At 69.1% G+C, this 18,985-nt stretch carries 13 protein-coding genes; 10 read left to right on the forward strand and 3 right to left on the reverse strand.

Going from position 1 to position 18,985, the window contains the following annotated elements:
• Positions 1-94 precede the first annotated feature (94 nt).
• From ACVCMI_RS06405 to ACVCMI_RS06420, 4 genes are all read left to right on the forward strand, one after another.
• A complete protein-coding gene (locus ACVCMI_RS06405) occupies positions 95-6,025 on the forward strand; it encodes an Hpt domain-containing protein (RefSeq protein WP_447099423.1) in 5,931 nt (1,976 codons plus the stop codon).
• Positions 6,018-7,808 carry a chemotaxis protein CheB gene (locus ACVCMI_RS06410; RefSeq protein ID WP_447099422.1) on the forward strand — a complete coding sequence of 597 codons (1,791 nt, stop codon included), beginning with the start codon at positions 6,018-6,020 and terminating at the stop codon, positions 7,806-7,808. Before ACVCMI_RS06405 ends, ACVCMI_RS06410 begins: the two co-directional genes overlap by 8 nt.
• Positions 7,805-8,338 carry a chemotaxis protein CheW gene (locus ACVCMI_RS06415; RefSeq protein ID WP_395117019.1) on the forward strand — a complete coding sequence of 178 codons (534 nt, stop codon included), beginning with the start codon at positions 7,805-7,807 and terminating at the stop codon, positions 8,336-8,338. Before ACVCMI_RS06410 ends, ACVCMI_RS06415 begins: the two co-directional genes overlap by 4 nt.
• A 182-nt stretch (positions 8,339-8,520) precedes the next feature.
• Positions 8,521-11,418 (forward strand): TonB-dependent receptor, encoded by a 2,898-nt coding sequence (locus tag ACVCMI_RS06420; RefSeq protein ID WP_447099421.1) that lies wholly within the window; start codon positions 8,521-8,523, stop codon positions 11,416-11,418.
• 6 nt (positions 11,419-11,424) lie between these two features.
• On the opposite strand, the gene ACVCMI_RS06425 is transcribed toward ACVCMI_RS06420, so the two are convergent.
• Positions 11,425-12,174: a 16S rRNA (uracil(1498)-N(3))-methyltransferase gene (locus tag ACVCMI_RS06425; RefSeq protein ID WP_447099420.1), complete on the reverse strand. Its 750-nt coding sequence runs from the start codon at positions 12,172-12,174 to the stop codon at positions 11,425-11,427.
• Positions 12,175-12,225: 51 nt separating this feature from the next.
• On the reverse strand, positions 12,226-13,596 hold the full coding sequence (locus tag ACVCMI_RS06430; RefSeq protein WP_447099419.1) for an adenosylmethionine--8-amino-7-oxononanoate transaminase: 1,371 nt from the start codon (positions 13,594-13,596) through the stop codon (positions 12,226-12,228).
• 65 nt (positions 13,597-13,661) lie between these two features.
• On the opposite strand from ACVCMI_RS06430, the gene ACVCMI_RS06435 reads away from it, so the two are divergent.
• From ACVCMI_RS06435 to mazG, 5 genes are all read left to right on the forward strand, one after another.
• The gene (locus ACVCMI_RS06435; RefSeq protein WP_395117027.1) at positions 13,662-14,459 is read left to right on the forward strand and encodes a type II secretion system protein N; all 798 of its coding nucleotides are present in this window, start codon (positions 13,662-13,664) and stop codon (positions 14,457-14,459) included.
• Complete coding sequence (locus ACVCMI_RS06440; RefSeq protein ID WP_447099418.1) at positions 14,456-15,232, forward strand: inositol monophosphatase family protein; 777 nt, start codon at positions 14,456-14,458, stop codon at positions 15,230-15,232. The genes ACVCMI_RS06435 and ACVCMI_RS06440 overlap by 4 nt, the downstream gene beginning before the upstream one ends.
• A gap of 23 nt (positions 15,233-15,255) precedes the next feature.
• Positions 15,256-15,813, forward strand: a complete 558-nt coding sequence (nudE, locus tag ACVCMI_RS06445) for an ADP compounds hydrolase NudE (RefSeq protein WP_395117031.1) — start codon at positions 15,256-15,258, stop codon at positions 15,811-15,813.
• A gap of 2 nt (positions 15,814-15,815) precedes the next feature.
• On the forward strand, positions 15,816-16,622 hold the full coding sequence (cysQ, locus tag ACVCMI_RS06450; RefSeq protein ID WP_447099417.1) for a 3'(2'),5'-bisphosphate nucleotidase CysQ: 807 nt from the start codon (positions 15,816-15,818) through the stop codon (positions 16,620-16,622).
• Positions 16,623-16,716: 94 nt separating this feature from the next.
• On the forward strand, positions 16,717-17,520 hold the full coding sequence (mazG, locus tag ACVCMI_RS06455; RefSeq protein ID WP_447099416.1) for a nucleoside triphosphate pyrophosphohydrolase: 804 nt from the start codon (positions 16,717-16,719) through the stop codon (positions 17,518-17,520).
• A 49-nt stretch (positions 17,521-17,569) separates the two neighbouring features.
• On the opposite strand, the gene ACVCMI_RS06460 is transcribed toward mazG, so the two are convergent.
• A complete protein-coding gene (locus ACVCMI_RS06460; RefSeq protein ID WP_395117037.1) occupies positions 17,570-18,064 on the reverse strand; it encodes a hypothetical protein in 495 nt (164 codons plus the stop codon).
• A gap of 138 nt (positions 18,065-18,202) precedes the next feature.
• Between ACVCMI_RS06460 and ACVCMI_RS06465 the strand changes: the two genes are divergently transcribed.
• Positions 18,203-18,982, forward strand: a complete 780-nt coding sequence (locus ACVCMI_RS06465; RefSeq protein ID WP_395117038.1) for a DUF4097 family beta strand repeat-containing protein — start codon at positions 18,203-18,205, stop codon at positions 18,980-18,982.
• Positions 18,983-18,985: the final 3 nt, after the last annotated feature.

The following is an 18,985-nucleotide window of genomic DNA, read 5'->3' on the forward strand; positions in this document are numbered from 1 at the left end:
ACGTGGGCAGCAGCCGGATGAATACACGCACAGTACGGGGGGCAGTCTCGCTGGTTTCGCAATGCCCGCATGGCGTGACCGCTGAGAGAGGCGCATGAGACTTCAAGACCACATCGATTTCACCACGCTGCAGTGGGTCAAGCCGGAACTCGACGACACCTTGTCGATCGCCCGCGAGGCACTGGAGTCGTACGTCGACAATCCGGGGAAGCGCGATTTCATGCGCACCTGCACGGATCATCTGCATCAGGTGCACGGCACGCTGAAGATGGTCGAGCTGTACGGCGCGGCGGCGGTCACCGCGGAGATGGAGGCCCTGGTCGGCGCGCTGTTGAACGACCAGGTGCTCCAGCGCGAGGAAGCCTACGCCGCCCTGATGCGTGGCTTGATGCAGCTGCCGGACTACCTGGAACGGCTGTCCAGCGGCCATCGCGACGTGCCGGTGGTGCTGCTGCCGCTGCTGAACGATCTGCGTGCCACCCGCGGGCTGGAGCCGCTGCCCGAGTCGTCGATGTTCCATCCGAACCTCGACGCCTTCCTGCCGGAGCAGGCTCCGGCGGCGATGAGCGAGGCTTATGCCGCGGCGCACCGCGTGGAGCTGGCCGGTTTGCGCCTGCGTTTCCAGCAGCAGTTGCTGGCGTGGTTCCGCGGCCAGGATGCGGCCCAGCAACTGGTCGCCATGCGCAAGACCCTGCTGGCGATCACTGCGCGTTGTTATCACGTGCATGGCCGGCGCCTGTGGTGGATCGCCGCCGGGGTGCTGGAAGGTCTCGAACAAGGCATGCTCAGGGGGCACGCCCCCGAAGTGCGCCAGCTGATCGGCAAGGTGGATCGTAACATCCGCCTGCTGATCGAACATGGCGAGAACAGCCTGCGCGCGAGCGATGCCGACGAGGTGGCCTGCAAGCTGCTCTACATCGTGGCCCAGGCCAAGCAGCGCAGCCCGCACATGGAGCTGTTGCGCAGCACCTACGCGCTGGACAGCCTGCTGCCCGATGCCGGTGAACTGGAACACGCCCGCGGCTCGATGGCCGGGCACAACCGCGCCCTGCTCGATTCGGTGTCGCGCGCGCTCAAGGACGACCTGCTGCGCGTCAAGGAAGCGCTGGACCTGTTCCTGCGCGAGCAGGACGGCGATCCGGCCCAGCTTGCCGCCCAGGGCGAAGTGCTCGAACGGGTCGGCGACACGCTGGGCATGCTGGCGCTGGCGGTGCCGCGCCGCGTGGTCGGCGAGCAGCGCCGCGTGCTCGACGAAATCGCCAACCGCCTGCGTCCTGCCGACGAGGAAACGCTGCTGGATGTCGCCGGCGCGCTGCTCTACGTGGAGGCGTCGTTGGACGACCACATCGAGAGCCTCGGCTCCGAAGGCGAACCTGCCGCTGCCGCCGACCCCACGCAGGGGCTGCCGCGCAGCGAAGCGCTCGGCGTGGTCTCCACCCTGATGCAGGAAGCGATCGGCAACACCGGCAAGGTGAAGGACGCGATCGTTGCCTTCGTGGAGTCGGGCTGGCAGCACGATCGCCTGGCCGGTGCGCCGCCGTTGATGGACGAGGTGGCCGGCGCCATGCGCATGCTGTCCTCGCCGCGCCCGGCCGAACTGGCCCAGGGCGTGGGCCGGTTCATCGACTACGAATTGCTGCAGGACCGTCGCGTGCCCAGCGGTGCGCAGATGGATCACCTGGCCGACGCGCTGGCCGCGCTGGAGTACTACCTGGAGGCGGCGCGCGAGCACCGTGGCGGCCTCGAACACATCCTCGACGTGGCCGAGCACAGCCTGGCCCAGCTTGGCTACTGGCCGGTCCCGGCGCAGCGCGCGGCCGTGGAGGAGCCCGCGCCGGTCGCCGAGGCACCGGCTTCCGTTTCGCTCGAAGCCGAGCAGCACCCCGACCTCTCCGAGTCCGTCAGCCTGCTGCCCGGCGCCGATCTCGGCAGCCTGTTCGTCGGCGACGCGCAGGCTTCGCCCGAACCCACGCATGACCTCGACGGGCTGCGACTGGCGGAGACCGGCGCACCGGCGAGCCCGGCCAGCGCCGTCGGCGAGGACTGGGTCGAGATCGAGGAGCAGGTCACCGAACAGGTGCCCGTCGCCGATCCGCTGGCGGCAAACACCCGCTTCAACGCCGATGCCGAAGGCATCGACGACGACATCCGCGACATCTTCCTGGAGGAAATGCAGGAGGAGATCGACAACCTCGCGGTGGCCCAGAAGGATTGGCTGGCCGACCCGGCGCAGACGCCGGCGCTGGTCGGCATCCGCCGCTCGTTCCACACCCTGAAGGGCTCCGGCCGCCTGGTCGGCGCCGGTGTGCTGGGCGAGTTCGCATGGAAGGTGGAGGACATGCTCAACCGCGTCCTCGACCACACCATCGAGCCGGACCAGAACGTGCAGGACGTGGTTCGCCACGCCATCGACGCGCTGCCGCAGCTGCTGGCCGCGCTCAAGGGCGAGGGCGATCCGCAGGCACCGCTCAGCGCGATCATGCAGGCCGCCGAACGGCTCGCGTCGGGCCAGCCGGCCCGCGTGGAAGACTTCATGTCGCGGGGTACCGAGACGGTGACCCGCACCGTGGTACGCCGGGTGCCGCGCGCCGCCGTCGAGGCGGCCGACGTGCCGCGGGCCAGCCTCACCGATGCCGACGTGGCCAGCGCTTCCGTGACGGCCGAGCCCGTGGCTGGCGAGCCGGAATCCCTCGTGGACATGCCGGCGATGCCGCCGATAGACCCGGTGCTGCTGGAGATCCTTCGCAGCGAGGTGGCCCAGTACCTGCAGACCATCCGTGCGGCGACCCAGCGCAGCGAGGGTGCCTTGCCGGTCAGCGAGGAGCTGCTGCGCGCCGTGCACACCCTGCACGGTGCGATCGCGATGGTCGACATCCCGCTGCTGACCCAGTTGCTGTCGCCGCTGGAGGGGCTGTTCAAGCGCTTGCGCGCCTCCAGCGAGCCGCTGTCCCCGTTGGGCGTGCGCCTGCTGGGACAGGCCGCCGACGTGGTCGACCTGGTGATGACCCAGTTCGACGCTCCGGTGTCGCAGCTGCCCGACGTCGACGCGCTCACCGCGCAGATCACCGAGATGCGCGACGACTATCCCGAGTCGCAGGTCGCGCACGTGGTGTTCGAGCCGCAGGCGGGCGAAGGCGCGGCGAACGAGGAGTTCGACGAGGCCGACACGGCCACCGACGAGGCGGGCGCGGCAGCCATGTCGCTGTCTGCGTCGGAGCAGCCGGATGCGGCCGCCGGGGCGGGACAGGACGATCACCTCGATGCCGCCGCCGAGATGACGGCGGCGCTGCATGCGTTCGAGATCGACTCCGCCGTTGCCGCGGCCAAGGCTGCCGAGGAGGCGGCCCGTCAGGCTGCCATCGAGCAGGCGGCAGCCGAACAGGCCGCCGCGGAGCAGGCGGCGGCAGAGCGGGCAGCGGCAGAGCAGGCGGCAGCAGAGCGAGCTGCAGCGGAGCAGGCGGCAGCGGAGCAGGCTGCGGCGGAGCAGGCTGCGGCGGAGCAGGCGGCAGCGGAGCGAGCTGCAGCGGAGCAGGCTGCGGCGGAGCGAGCCGCCGCGGAGCAGGCTGCGGCGGAGAAGGCTGCGGCCGAGGAAGCCGCCAGGGCCACTGCCACCCGCGTGGAACCGGCGCCCGCGTTCGTGCTCCCCGATGGCAGCCGCATCGACGCGGACCTGCTGGAGGTGTTCATCGACGAGGCGCGCGAGATCCTCGACAGCGCCGATGGCGTGCTGGCCAAGTGGCATGCCGAACCCGGCGAGCTTTCCTACGTCGGCGAACTCCAGCGCGACCTGCATACGCTCAAGGGCGGCGCACGCATCGCCGGCCTGGCTTCGGTGGGCGATCTCGCCCATGCCATCGAGACGGTGCTGGAGAAGCCGATCCGCGACCCCGGCAAGACCGGCGAGCTGATCGGCGCGCTCGAATCGAGCTTCGATCAGCTCAACGCGATGGTGCAGCGGGTGTCGCAGGGACACATGCCGGATTACCCGCAGGCCACGATCGACCGCCTGCTGGAACTGGCCGGTGCCACGGCCCTGGTCGGCGACGGCGACGATACGCCCGGGAGCGCGCAGGCGCCGGTGGCCGAGGCGCCGCAGCCCGCCGCCCACGGCGACGACGCGCGCGGCTTGCCGGAGTTGCTGCCCGAGACGGCGCCGGAATCGCGCTCGCCGCAGGAACAGATCCGTGTCCGCGCCGATCTGCTCGACAACCTCGTCAACCACGCCGGCGAAGTGGCGATCTACCGCTCGCGGCTGGAACAGCAGGTGGCGGGCTACCGCTTCAACCTGGTCGAGCTGGAACAGACCGTGGCGCGCCTGCGCAGCCAGCTGCGCATGCTGGAGATCGAAACCGAGGCGCAGATCATCGCGCGCTTCCAGCGCGAGCATCGCGAGGCGGGCCTGACCGCGTTCGATCCGCTCGAGCTCGACCGCTACTCGCAGCTGCAGCAGTACTCGCGAGCGCTGGCCGAGTCGGTATCCGATCTGGTGTCCATCCAGAACATGCTGGACGAGCTGACCCGCCAGGCCGAAACCCTGCTGATCCAGCAATCGCGTGTCAGTACCGAACTGCAGGACGGCCTGCTGCGCACGCGCATGCTGCCGTTCGACACCATGGTGCCCAACCTGCGCCGCACCCTGCGCCAGGCCGCTCAGGAAGAGCACAAGCAGGCACAGCTCTACGTCGACGGCGCGCACGGCGAAATGGACCGCAACCTGCTCGATCGCATCAAGGCGCCGTTCGAGCACATGCTGCGCAACGCCATCGCGCACGGCATCGAAAGCCCGGCCGAGCGCCGCAAGCTGGGCAAGCCGGCCGAGGGCGCGGTGCGGATCAAGGTGGCGCGCGAGGCGACCGAGGTGGTGGTGCGGGTCAGCGACGATGGTCGCGGCCTCAATCGCGAGGCGATCCGCAAGCGCGGCATCGAACGCGGCATGCTGCGTCCCGAGACGCGGCCCACCGACAACCAGCTGCTGTCGCTGATCACCCAGCCCGGCTTCTCCACCGCCAGCCAGGTCACCCAGCTGGCCGGTCGCGGCGTCGGCATGGATGTGGTCGCCAACGAGATCAAGCAGCTGGGCGGCTCGCTGTCGATCGAGTCGGAGGAAGGCCAGGGCACCACCTTCGTGCTGCGCCTGCCGTTCACCCTCGCCGTCACGCAGGCCATCCTGGTGCGCATCGGCGAGGCGACCTTCGCCATCCCGATGACCTCGGTGCAGGGCGTGGCGCGGGTCAACCCGGAAGAACTCGCCGCGCTGCTGGCCGCCGACGAGCCCTCGTTCCAGCACGGCAACGAGGACTACGGCATCCACGACCTGGCCGAACTGCTCGGCCTGCCGCCCGGACTCGCCACCGAGGACGAGCAGCAACCGCTGCTGCTGACCCGCGCGGGCGACCTGCGCGCGGCGATCCGCATCGACGCCGTGCTGGGTTCGCGCGAGATCGTGGTCAAGTCGGTCGGCCCGCAGATCAGTTCGGTGCCCGGCCTGCTCGGCGCCACCATCATGGGCGACGGTTCGGTGCTGATCATTCTCGACCTGGCGCCGCTGGTGCGCCACGGCATGATCCGCCGCGAGCAGCGCCTGGCCGAAGGCCTCAGCGCGGTGGAAGCGCCGGTCGTCGAGGAGGTGCAGGTGCGTCCGCTGGTGATGGTGGTCGACGACTCGATCACCATGCGCAAGGTCACCGGCCGCGTGCTGGAACGCCACGAGTACGAGGTGAGCACCGCCAAGGACGGTGTCGACGCACTGGAGAAACTGCACGAGCGCGTGCCCGACCTGATGCTGCTGGACATCGAGATGCCGCGCATGGACGGCTACGAGCTGGCCACCCAGATGAAGGCGGACCCGCGGCTGCGCGACGTGCCGATCATCATGATCACCTCGCGCAGCGGCGACAAGCATCGCCAGCGGGCCTTCGACATCGGCGTGGATCGCTACCTCGGCAAGCCGTACCAGGAGGCGGAATTGCTGCTGCAGATCGCCGAGGTGCTGGAGCAACGTGCCGCGGAGCCGATTCATGACTGATACGCCACCCGCGGTCGCGCTGCTGTTCGACGACAGCGAACTCGGTGGGCATTTGCGCGATGCGCTGCACGAGCGCGGCGCGCGGATCGTCCACGAGGGCGGCGTGGCCGGGCTGAACCGCGAACTGCTGCAGCAGGTGGGCGCGGACGTACTGGTGATCAACCTGGACGACGACGCCGACGATGCGCTCGACCAGTTGTACGACATCATCGACGGCGACCGGCCGCGGGTGGTGTTCAACGATGCCCAGGCCAGCCGCGCGCTGTCCGGCTGGGATCGTGCGCGCTGGGCGCGCCACCTGGCGGTGAAAGTTCTGGCGATGGGCGACATCGACCCGCCGCGGCCCGAGGATGCGCGCGAGGTGCAGGTCGCGCCTGCGGTGGTCGCACCGGTTGTGCCGGTTGTGCCGGTGGTGACGGAGGCCCTTGATCGCGACGCGGTCGACGAATCCGCGATCTTCGCCACGCCGGCAGAAGACGATCTGGCAGCGCCGATCGCGCAGGACGCGGCGACGCCGGTGACGGCAGACGAGCCGCCGCCGGACCTGCCCGCCGACGAGCCGCTGCAGACCGCGGCCAGCGAAGACGACGCTCCCGGCGCTGCGTTCGATGCGCACGCCGGCATTCCGTTCGATGACGAGATCGAGCCGGCGGCCGACCCCGGCATCACCGCCGAATCGGATGACCTGGCTGCCGAACTCGAGGCGCTGCTCGCCTCCGGCGAATTGCCTGACGAAGAGGACGAGCAGACGGTCGGCGCGGGCTTGCGCTTCACCGGCGACGAGGAACTGCCGCCGTTGCACGACGGCGACTTCGGCGTGGTGGAACTGGCCGATTCCGACGACGACCGCATCGCACTGGACGAAAGCGCGCCGTCATCCGCGGTCGATGAGCTGGACTTTTCGGCGCTGGATGCCCCGGAGCTGACCGCCGAGGCGATGGATGCCGCCGCGTCGGTCGTGCCCGCCGCACCCGAGACGCCGGTGCGCGCGCCGGACAACTGGGCCTTGCTCGACGAGGAGGCGCCGGTCGAATCAAATGACAAGCCTGACGCCGCCGTGTTCGGCATCGAGAAACTCAGCGCCGCGGAATTCCTGGCGCCCGACGTGGAGCCGGTCGCCGCCGATCTGCAGCCGACCATGAGCCTGGAACTGGTCTCGATGGAGGAGGCGATTGCGCCGCAGGCCTTCGTGCCGGATCACGAGATGGTGCTGGACGAACTCGGCTCGGCGCTGAGCCGGATCGTGTTGCTCGGCGCGGCGGTCGATGGCGTCGACTCGGTGTGCGAGTTCATGCGCAGCTTGCCCGCCAGCACTCGCCTGACGTTCCTGCTGACCCAGCACCTGGGCAGCCACACCGAGCAGGAAATGCTCGCGCGGCTCGCCGAAAAGAGCCCGCTGCCGGTACGCGTGGCCGAAGCCGGCCGTCGCGTCGGCATGGGCGAGGTGCTGATGGTGCCCGCCGGCCAACAGGTTCGCCTGCGTCGCGACGGCAGCGTGGAGCTGCTTGCCGACGCCGCGCCGGAACCGTCGATCGACGCCAGCCTGAGCATGGCCGCGAACGGCTTCGGCCGCGATGCGGTGGCGATCGTCTTTGCCGGGCGCGGCAACGACGCGATCGCCGGCTCACAGGCGATCCATGATCGAGGCGGCCAGGTCTGGGTCGAATCGTCGTCCGGGGATCATTTCGCCGACATGGTCAGCGGGATCTTCGCCGAGCGACTGGTCAGTTTCTCCGGTACGCCGTCCGAACTGGCGGCGCACCTGATCGAGGTGTTTCCATGAGTGATCCGTTGCCGCGTGAAATCCGCTGCGTGCTGGTGCCGGTCGGCGAAGCGCGCATGCTGCTGCCCAATGCCACGATCGCGGAGGTGGTGACGTACAGCGCGCCCGAGCCGGTCGAGGGCGCGCCGCACTGGCTGCTTGGCCGCATCGCCTGGCGTGGCTGGCGCGTGCCGCTGGTGTCGTTCACGCAGCTCGCCGGCACCGCCGAGGGCGACAGCGAGCTGGTGGTGCGCGTGGCCGTGCTCAAGGCGCTGGGCGGCGATCCGCGCCTGCCGTTCATCGCGGTGCAGACCCAGGGTTTCCCGCGCCTGACCACGCTCAATGCCGAGCTGATCATCCCCACCCACGACGGCAAGGGCTTGCCCGACGGCGTGCGCGCGCACGTGCTGGTACGCGACGACGTGGCGATGATCCCCGATCTGGAGTGGATCGAGGCGCATCTGCTCGACCTGCTCGATGCCGGCCAGGATGACGCTGCCGCCGGCGAGATGCCGCCGGACGCACCCGGCGCGGCCGACATCCTGCACTGAGTCCACGGCATCGGCGCGACTGCGCGTCGGTGGCGGGCCGTGTACATCCCGGCCCGCAACATCCGGATGGCGAAATTTGACGCGTTGTGCACCTTGTTGGGGTGATCGTTCGCCCCGGCGAACTTGCTCGGGCCACCGGGCAGGGGGCTCGCCTGTGGGGTCCACTTCGAGGAGCCGTTGCCATGCCGAGTTCGTGCCTGTCGTTTCCTGCTGCTTTGCGTCTGGCCCGCCGTCACCCGGCGGGCCTGCTTTTGGCGGCCTTGACCTTCGCGCTGACGCCACTGCCTGCCGGCGCCGCGACGCCGCAGGACAGCGCCGGGCCGGCCAGCGCATCGAGCACGCCGCCACCGGCGGATGCGACGAACCCGCGCCTGCCGGTGAAGAACCTGCAGCGCGTCGTCGTCACCGGCATTCGCGGCAGCATCGAGAAATCGCTGCAGGTCAAGCAGCAGTCCAACGAGATCGTGGAGGTCGTCTCGGCCGAGGACATCGGCAAGCTGCCCGACCCGAGCATCGCCGACAGCCTGTCGCGCCTGTCCGGCCTGGCCACCCAGCGCGGGCTGGACGGGCAGGCCAACCAGATCTCGATTCGCGGCCTGTCGCCGGACTTCACCGCCACGCTGTTGAACGGCCATGAACAGGCCTCGACGGGCGAGAACCGCGGCGTGGAATTCAACCAGTATCCGGCCGAGCTGATCAACCAGGTGGTGGTCTACAAGACACCCGATGCCAGCCTGCTGGGCCAGGGGCTGGCCGGCACCGTCGACATGCACACCATCAAGCCGCTGGACTTCGATGGCATGAAGCTGGCCGCGAACCTGCGCGGGCAACGCGGCAGCAACGGCTCGCTCAACCCCGGCTCCGGCGTGGGCGACTGGGGGAACCGCTTCAGCCTGTCCTGGATCGACCAGTTCTTCGACCACACGCTGGGCATCGCGCTCGGCGCGGCGCGCGAGGACGCGCCGATCCAGCAGCGGCAGTACCAGGCGTGGTGGTGGAGCGTGGACAACGGCACGGCCGGCATCGACCAGAACTGGGGCGGGCCGCATACGCCGGGCATGCCCGACAACGTGATCTCGCAGGAAGGCATGCAGTTGCGCGCGCTGTCGCAGGACCAGGTGCGCGACGGCGTGATGGGCGTGCTGGAGTGGGCGCCGAACGACACCTACTACTCGACGCTGAATCTGTTCTACTCCCGCTTCGACAAGCGCTCGTACAAGAACGGCCTGCAGTGGTCCAGCAGCCCGTACGACAACGTGTCCTACGCCAACGTCGGCACCGTGCCGCTGCAGCCCTATCCGCTGGTTACCTCGGGCACCCTCATGGGCATCGCGCCGATCCTGCAGAACGGCTACAACCGCGAGCGGGATTATCTGTTCTCCGCGGACTGGAGCAACCAGATCCATTTCGGCGATGACTGGGTCGTCAGCGGCGACGTGGCCTATTCCTCGGCGCGGGTGAAGCTGCTCGATGCCTACACCTTCACCGGCCTGCCCGGCGGTGCGCTCGGCGACGTGCAGTTCACCACGCCGCGCGATTTCGGTTTCCCCGACTTCCGCACCTCGTTCAACCCCGGTGACCCGGCCAGCCTGGTGTTCACCGACCCGGACAACTACAGCTACAACGGCCGCCAGGAATTCGACCGGCAGAAGGACCACCTGAAATCCGCGCGGCTGGCGATCTCCCATCCGCTGGGCTGGATCTTCTCCAGCGTCGAGGCCGGCATCGCCTGGTCCGACCGCGAGAAGACCAAGCAGGCCGACGTGTTCTTCGCCTACCTCAACGGCAACGGTTCCGACCCCGGCACCTACGACCACGCCTACGGCGTGCCGATCGACCCGGCGGTGCTGCGCGGCAGCACCTCGCTTGGCTATGGCGGCATCGGCCCGATCGTGGACTACGACGTGCTGGCCGCGCTGGAGCGGCAGTTCTACCTTACCCAGCGCAACGGCGCTGGCGACTACGACCGCAACTACACGGTACGCGAGAAAGTGCCGGTGGCCTACCTGAAGTTCAACCTGGACACCACGCTGGGCAGCATTCCCCTGCGCGGCAACGCGGGCGTGCAGGTGGTGCGCACCGAACAATCCTCGCAGGCATTCCAGACCACCGGTGACGACAAGGTCGGCACGCTCACCGGCGGCGCCACGTACACCAAGGTGCTGCCCAGCCTCAACCTGGTGGCCGAGCTGGGCGACAAGCAGTACCTGCGCTTCGGCTTCGCCAAGACGCTGACCCGCGGGCGCATCGACGACGAAAAGGTGGCTTCGTCCGCCTCGGTCTCCGAAGTCCAGAACGGTCCGGGTGCCGGCCAGGTGCGCTGGTCGGGCAGCGGCGGCAACCCGAAGCTGCGCCCGTACATCGCCGTCGGCACCGACCTGGCGTGGGAGAAGTATTTCGATGACGCCACCTATGTCGGCATCGACGTGTTCAACAAGAACATCCTCAATTACATCTACACCCGCACCGTGGCCGATTACGATTTCAGCGGCTACACCAACAACAACCCGCTGCTGACGCCGAGCAGCAATATCGGTACGTTCTCCACCCCGCAGAACGGCACCGGCGGCCGCATGCAGGGCGTCGAGCTGGAAGGGGCGCTGTCCGGGGCGCGGCTGTCGCCGGCACTGGCCGGGTTCGGCGTGCAGGCCAATTTCGCGCTGACCAACAGCACCATCCCCGACAGCACCATCTCGAACATTCCAGGTGGGCCGAAATCGCTGCCGGGCCTGTCGCGCAAGACCGCCAACCTGCAGATCTACTACGAGGCCCACGGTTTCGCGCTGCGGGTGGCCGAGCGCTACCGCTCCAGTTTCACTGGCGAGGCCGTGGCGCTGTTCGACCAGATCGGCTACACGCGCATCCGCGCCAACAAGGAGACCGACCTGCAGGCCAGCTACGAGTTTCCGGACGGACGGCTGAAGGGTTTGTCGCTGCTGCTGCAGGTGTCCAACCTGACCAACGAACCGTTCGAGTCGGAACAGGTCAGCGGCCTGCCCAACGGCGTGGAAGTCGCGCGTCCGCTGGAGTACGACACCTGGGGCCGCACCGTGCTGCTCGGCGTCAACTACGCCTTGTAGCGCGGCTCACGCGCCGTCGATCGCCAGATCGCCGTGGCAGGCCTGCAAGGCGCTGAGCGCCGCCAGGCCTGCCGTCTCGGTGCGCAGGATGCGTGGGCCCAGGCGCAGGCCGAGGAAGCCGTGCTGCGCCAGTGCGCGGGTGTCGGCTTCACCCAGGCCACCTTCCGGCCCGATCACCAGCACGCCGCCGGCGGCACCGAAGCGCAGCGCGCCGATCGTCTTCTCGGCGCCCGGCAGCAAGGCCAGTCGCAGCGCGCCATCGTCAGCCAACCCGCCCAGCCATGCCGCCAGCGGCTGGATCGGCGCGATGCGCGGAATGCGTGCGCGGCCGCTCTGCTCGCAGGCGCTGACCGCCACCGACTGCCAATGCGCCAGCCGCTTGGCGGCCCGTTCCGCGTCCAGGCGCACTTCCGATCGTTCGGTCAGCAGCGGCACGATGCCGGTCGCGCCCAGCTCGGTGGCCTTCTGCACGATCAGGTCCATCTTGTCGCCGCGCGCGATGCCCTGGGCGAGCAGCAGCGGCAGTGGCGACTCGTTGTACACGGGGCTGCACGCCGTCACCTGTACCCGCACCGCGCGCTTGTCGATGCTGCCGATGGTGGCCGCGTAGTCGCAGCCGTCGCCGTTGAACAGCACCACCGGCGCGCCTGCGGGCAGCCGCAGCACCCGCGTGGCGTGCTCGGCCGCGTCGGGCGGCAGCACCAGGTCGGCGCCCACGGCAAGCGGCAGGTCGGCGTGGAATCGGATGGTGCGCATGCGTCAGGGCCGCAAAAATCCAAGCATAACGGAGCGCGTGGACGGTGTCGGTCAACCGGCCACGGCGTGCTTGATGCCCTGGATGGCGGTATCCACCAGCAGGTCGATCTCCTGCTCGGTGACCACGTACGGCGGCATGAAATAGACGACATTGCCCAGCGGGCGCAGCAGCACGCCGTGCTGCAGGCCGTGCAGGTAGACGCGCAGGCCGCGCCGCTCGTCCGCGGGGTACGGGCGTCGGCTGGCCTTGTCGGCGACCAGCTCGACGGCCGCGATCATGCCGGTCTGGCGCACGTCGGCGACCTGCGGATGCTCGCGCAGCGGCGCCAGCCGGCGCGCCAGGTGCGTGGCCAGCTGCCGGTTGCGTTCCAGTACCGGCTCGTCGCGGAAGATCGCCAGCGTCTCCAGCGCCACCCGGCAGCCCAGCGGATTGCCGGTGTAGCTGTGCGAATGCAGGAAGGCCTTGCCGGCACGGTACTCGGCGTAGAACGCGGCATAGACCTCGTCGGTGGTGAGCACCGCCGACAGCGGCATGAAGCCGGCGGTGAGTCCCTTGGACAGGCACATGAAGTCCGGCGACACGTGGCCCTGCTCGCAGGCGAACAGCGTGCCGGTGCGGCCGAAGCCCACCGCGATCTCGTCGGCGATGAAGTGCACCGCGAACTCGTCGCACAAGGCGCGCAGTCCGGTCAGGTAATCCGGGTGATACATGCGCATGCCGCCGGCGCACTGCACCAGCGGCTCGACGATCACCGCGCAGGTTTCGCGGGCGTGGCGTTCCAGCAGCGTGCGCAGCTCGGCGAGCCGGCGCGCCGCTATCTGTGCCGGTGTCTCGCCCGGTTCGCCTTCATAGGTGTCCGGCGAGGGCGCCAGCAGCGGGGTCAGCAGCAGCGGTGCGTAGGTCTTGCGATACAGCGCCACGTCGCTGACCGACAGCGCACCCAGGGTTTCGCCGTGATAGCTGCCGCTGAGCGCGATGAAGCGGGTCTTCTCGCCATGACCGCGGTTGAGCCAGTAGTGGAAGCTCATCTTCAGCGCCACTTCGATCGCGGACGAGCCGTTGTCGGCGTAGAACACGCGCTCCAGTCCGGGCGGCGTGATGCGCACCAGTTCCTCGGCCAGCCGGATCGCCGGTTCGTGGGTGAAACCGGCAAAGATCACCTGTTCCAGCGTGCGGGCCTGGTCGGCCAGTGCGGCGGCAATGCGCGCATTGGCGTGGCCGAACAGGTTGACCCACCACGAGCTGACGCCGTCGAGATAGCGCCGGCCCTCGGCATCGACCAGCCAGGCGCCTTCGCCGCGCACGATCGGCAGCATCGGCACCGCGCCTTCGCCGTGGTCGTGCATCTGCGTGCATGGATGCCAGACGTGCCTGAGATCGCGCTCGGCAAGCGCGGCGTTGTTGTTTGCGGGAATGGTCATCCGGCTATGATCGACGCTGCGCCCGGGATGCTCAAGCGGTGCGCGGGACATTCGGAACTGGACGCTTGATTCGACTTCGAAAAATTCTCGTCGCCCTGGCGGTGCTCGCGGCAGTCGTGCTGGTGCTGGCGTGGTTTCTGCCGGCGCGCTGGGTGATGCCGTGGGTCGAGCCGCAGTTGCACGGGCTGCGGCTGCAGCAGGTGCAAGGCACGGTTTGGAACGGTGCTGCCGGTAACGTCTTGGATGCCGATGGGCGACGGTTGGGACAGGTGCGCTGGCAGTTGTCGCGCCGCGCGCTGCTCGGCCGGCTGCAGATGCAGCTGGCCTTCGACGGACCGCAGGCGGATTTCTCCGGAACCGTGCGGCGCACGGCGCAGGGTCGCGTCGAGGGCGAAGGCTGGCGGCTGCATGCCGATCTCGCCGCGACGGATGTTCCGCTTCCGGTCGACTGGGGCGCGCCGCTGGGCGAGCTGCAACTGACGGTCGATCATGTACTGCTGCAAGGCGGCTGGCCGCTGCAGTTGCAGGCGCAGGGCCGGTGGCAGCGGGCCGCCGTGCACACGACCGAAGGCGAGCTGGCGCTGGGTGAATTGCAGGGAAGCGCGCAGGCGCAGGGCGGCGTGATCCACGCGCAATGGCACGATCAGGGCGACGGGCCGCTGCAGGTGCGCGGCGAATTGCAGCTGAGCCCGCTGGGCTGGCGTCTGGACAGCACGCTGCGCGCCCGCCATGGCGATCCGGCGTTGCAGCGCTGGCTGGCCCGGCTCGGGCCGGTCGCGCCGGACGGCAGCGTGCACATCCGGCAGGCCGGTGGCCTGGCCGCCAACCCTCCATCGAACCGCCAGGACGCCACGCTGCCATGAACCCCGAGACTACCGCCGTCGCGCTGGCCGCGGCACGCGAGGCTGCCGCCGCCGCCGCCGAAATCATCACGCACTACTGGCGTCGCGGCGTCGAGGTGGAGCTGAAGGCCGATGCCACGCCGGTGACGGTGGCCGATCGCGAGGCCGAGCAGGCGATTCGCCGCGTGCTGCAGGCCGCGCTGCCGCAGGCGGCGATCTACGGCGAGGAGTTTGGCCTGGAGGGCGAACGAGACGCTTTGCTGTGGCTGGTCGATCCGCTCGATGGCACCAAGAGCTTCGTGCGCCGCACGCCGTTCTTTTCCACCCAGATCGCGTTGATGGACCGCCACGAACTGGTGCTGGGCGTATCCAGTGCGCCGATCTACGGCGAGACGATGTGGGCCAGCGCCGGCGGCGGCGCCTGGTTCGAGGGCGAACGCGTGCGCGTGGCGGACACCACCGACATGGCGCAGGCGGCGATCTCGACCGGCAACATCAGGACGCTCGCCGGCGATGCCCGCTGGGCGGCGCTGGGCGGGCTGATCCGTGACAGCAACCGCATCCGCGGCTACGGCGATTTCTGCCACTACCACCTGCTGGCGCGCGGCAGCCTGGACCTGGTGATCGAGTCGGACGTGAACATCCTGGACATCGCCGCGCTCGCGGTAATCGTGCGCGAGGCCGGCGGTGTGTTCACCGATCTCGACGGCGCCCCGCCGACGCTGGATACCACCAGTGTGCTGGCCGGCACGCCGGCGCTCCACGCGCAGGCCTTGCAACGCCTGCGGCGCTGAGGCGCAAAGGTTAGAATCGCCGGATGCGCAAACTGCCGATCATCCACGCCATCCGCGACGTCACCGACAGCCGATTCCTGCAGGTCGAGCAGCTGGACCTGGAATTCTCCAACGGCGTGCGGCGCACCTACGAACGACTCAAGGGCAGCGGCCTGGGCGCCGTGATCATCGTGCCGATGCTCGATGACGAGACCGTGCTGCTGGTGCGCGAGTACGGCGGCGGCGTCGGTCGCTACGAGCTGGGCCTGCCCAAGGGCCGGCTCGACCAGGACGAAACCGCCGAGCAGGGCGCCGAGCGCGAGATGAAGGAAGAAATCGGCTACGGTGCACGCAAGCTGAAGATCCTGCACAACCTGTCGCTGTCGCCGTCGTACATGACGCACATGGCGCACGTGGTGCTGGCGCAGGATCTGTATCCGGAGAAACTCGCCGGCGACGAACCGGAGGAACTCGAAGTGGTGCCGTGGAAGATGTCCGAGCTGCACACCCTGCTCGGTCGCGACGACGTCACCGAGGGGCGCTCGATCGCTGCGTTGTTCATGGCCCGCGAATACCTCGCCGGGCGCTTCCAGAGGACCTGAGCTTGCCCCCCGAATTGGCACGGCAGGTGGGCGCGATTGCCCGCGCGGCGGCGGCGGCGATCCTGCAGGTGTACCACGGCGACTTCGCCGTGCAGACCAAGGGCGACGACTCGCCGTTGACCGCCGCCGATCTCGCCGCGCAGCGGGTGATCGTGGCCGGCCTGGCCACGCTGCAGGAGCAACTGCCGGTGCTGTCGGAAGAGGCCAAGGCCCTGCCCTGGTCCGAGCGCCGGCACTGGACGCGCTACTGGCTGGTCGACCCGCTCGACGGCACCCGCGAGTTCGTCAAGCGCAATGGCGAGTTCACCGTCAACATCGCGCTCATCGACGACCACCGCAGCGTGCTGGGCGTGGTGCTGGCCCCGGTCACCGGCGAGCTGTACGCCGCCGCTCAGGGCCAGGGTGCGTGGCTGCAGGAGCGCGAGGGTGGCCCGTGGCGGCGCATCCGCACGCGGCCGCTGGGCTCTCCGCCGCGGGTGGTCGGCAGCCGTTCGCATGGCGGCGCGCAGGGTGGGCTGCTCGAACAATTGATCGGCAACGACTACGACCATGTGCCGCTCGGCTCCTCGCTGAAGTTCTGCCTGATCGCGCGCGGCGAGGCGGACATCTACCTGCGCCTTGGCCTCACCAGCGAATGGGACACGGCCGCGGCGCAATGCGTGCTGGACGAAGCCGGGGGCGCGGTGCTCGATCTCGCCGGCCGGCCGTTCCGCTACAACCGCGGCGAGTCCCTGCTGAATCCGGAGTTCGTCGCGGTCGGCGACCTCTCGATCGACTGGACCGTGCGACTGACCAGGAGCGAGGAGTGAGTGAAGAGGAGTGAGAGATGAGAGGGGTTCGTCCTCCGCCCGCTCCACCCGCGCACGCTTCTGCTTTCTCTCACTTCTCACTCCTCTCCACTTTATGACCCGACACAGTCTCGACGACCTCCTCGCCATCATGGCGCGCCTGCGCGATCCGCAGCATGGCTGCCCGTGGGACGTGCGGCAGGATTTTTCCTCGATCGCCGCCTACACGATCGAAGAGGCGTACGAGGTCGCCGATGCGATCGACCGGCGCGACTGGACCGACCTGTGCGACGAACTCGGCGACCTGCTGCTGCAGGTGGTGTTCCACGCGCAGATGGCCGCCGAGCAGGGCCTGTTCGAATTCGCCGACGTCGCCCACGCCATCAGCGCGAAGATGGTGCGCCGCCATCCGCACGTGTTCGGCGACACGCGTTACGCCGACCTGACCGAGCAGATGCAGGCGTGGGAGCAGATCAAGTCCGCCGAGCGCGTGGCGAAGGGCCGGACCGCCGATGACAGCGCGCTGGCCGGCGTCTCCACCGGGCTGCCGGAGTGGAAACGCGCCCACAAGCTGCAGCAGCGCGCTGCCGCCACCGGTTTCGAGTGGCCCGGCCCGCAGCCGGTGCTGGAGAAGCTGGCCGAGGAAGTGGAGGAGGTGCGCGTCGAGTTCACCCACGGGGCCGACCCGGCGCGCCTCGAGGACGAGATCGGCGACGTGCTGTTCGTGATGGTGAACCTCGCACGCCATGCCGGCGTCGATTTCTCGCAGGCGCTGCGGCATGCCAACGCGAAGTTCGAACGGCGCTTCCGCCGCATGGAGCAACTGGCTGCGGCCGATGGCGCGGCGTTTGCCGGGCGCACGCTGGAGGAGCAGGAACAGTTGTGGCGGCGCGCCAAGCAGGACGAGGCCGGCCACTGACAGACGCGGCGGCCGTGGCCGCCGCGTCGTCCCGTTTTTGCTGTCGCGACTACTTCGCTGGAGCTGTCGCGTCGCTGGCGGCGCGCGGCTGCCATGCCGCACGCATCTTCTCGCGCTCGGCGCGCATCTTCGCCTCGTTGGCCAGGTTTTCGTCCAGCCCCTTGCGCAGCGTGGCGATCGCCTGGTCGACATTGGTCGGCTGTGCCTGCAGGCGGGCCAGTCGCTGGTAGACGTAGTCGCGCACGCGCGGGTCCTGCGACTTGGCCAGCACGTCGTTGTAGACCGCCGCCATGTCCTTGCTGCGGCCGGCCTGCTGGTACAGCCGTTCCAGCGCGCGCAGGTCGCCGATCACGCCGCTGCGCTGGTGGTGCATGTGATGGCCCGCCATGCCGTGGTCGCGGTCGCCGGGAAGGATGCGTGCCTGCTTGGTGACGACCATGTGCGGATTGGCGGGCGACGCCGGCGCGTTCTGGGCCATCGCGAACGTGGCCGACCCGGCCAGCAGGGCGACGAGGGCGGAAGCGAGGAGGGTCTTGCGTTGCATGGGCTGTCTCCGTGGGTAGTGGGATGATCAACGCGCCGGCCGCGCAGGAGTTGACTGCGGTGTGCAGACTGCTGTCATCCTTGCAACCCTTTTGCGATCCGCTGCATCCAAGCCTGACCGACTACCGAGGAGAGTCCCATGCGCCGTCTTTTCATCGCCGCCATGCTGTGTGCCCCGTTCGCCGCGTTTGCCGCCGGATCGTGCGAGTTCGAGGCCCCGCGCAACCTGCAACTGGACCTGGCTGGCGTCCGCAGCGTGCAGATCGACGTCAACAGCCACGACCTGCACCTGATCGGCGGCGCCGACACCAGGGGCCTGACCCTGGTCGGACGCGCCTGTGCGTCGAAGAAAGCCGCGCTGGACAAGCTCACGGTCACCCAGCGACGCGACGGCGACCAGCTGTTGATCGACATCGGCGGCGACCACCAGGGTTTCAATTTCAACCTGTTCGGCGGCAACGTCAGCATGAGCCTGGACGTCACCGTGAACCTGCCGGCGAACGTGCCGGTCACCGTGCGCGTGGGCTCCGGCGACGCCGACGTGCGCGGCGTGCAGGAGCTGCGCAGCACGGTCGGTTCCGGCGACCTGCACGTGCGCCAGATCGCCGGCAAGTTCGCCACCAGCGTGGGCTCGGGCGATGTCGACGCCAGCGATGTCGGCAGCCTGCAGCTGGGTTCGGTGGGCTCGGGTGATTTCAAGATCGATGGCGTCAAGGGCGACGCCAGCATCGGCAGCATTGGCTCGGGCGACGTCACGCTGCGCAACGTCGGCGGCAGCGTGCACGCCGACACGCTGGGCTCCGGCGACCTCACCGTGCACGATGTCGGCGGCGATCTCACGCTCGGCGCCAAGGGCAGCGGCGATGTCGACCACTCCGGCATCAAGGGCAAGGTCAGCGTGCCGCACGACGACGATTGATTC

The organism is Rhodanobacter sp. UC4448_H15 (assembly GCF_052978265.1).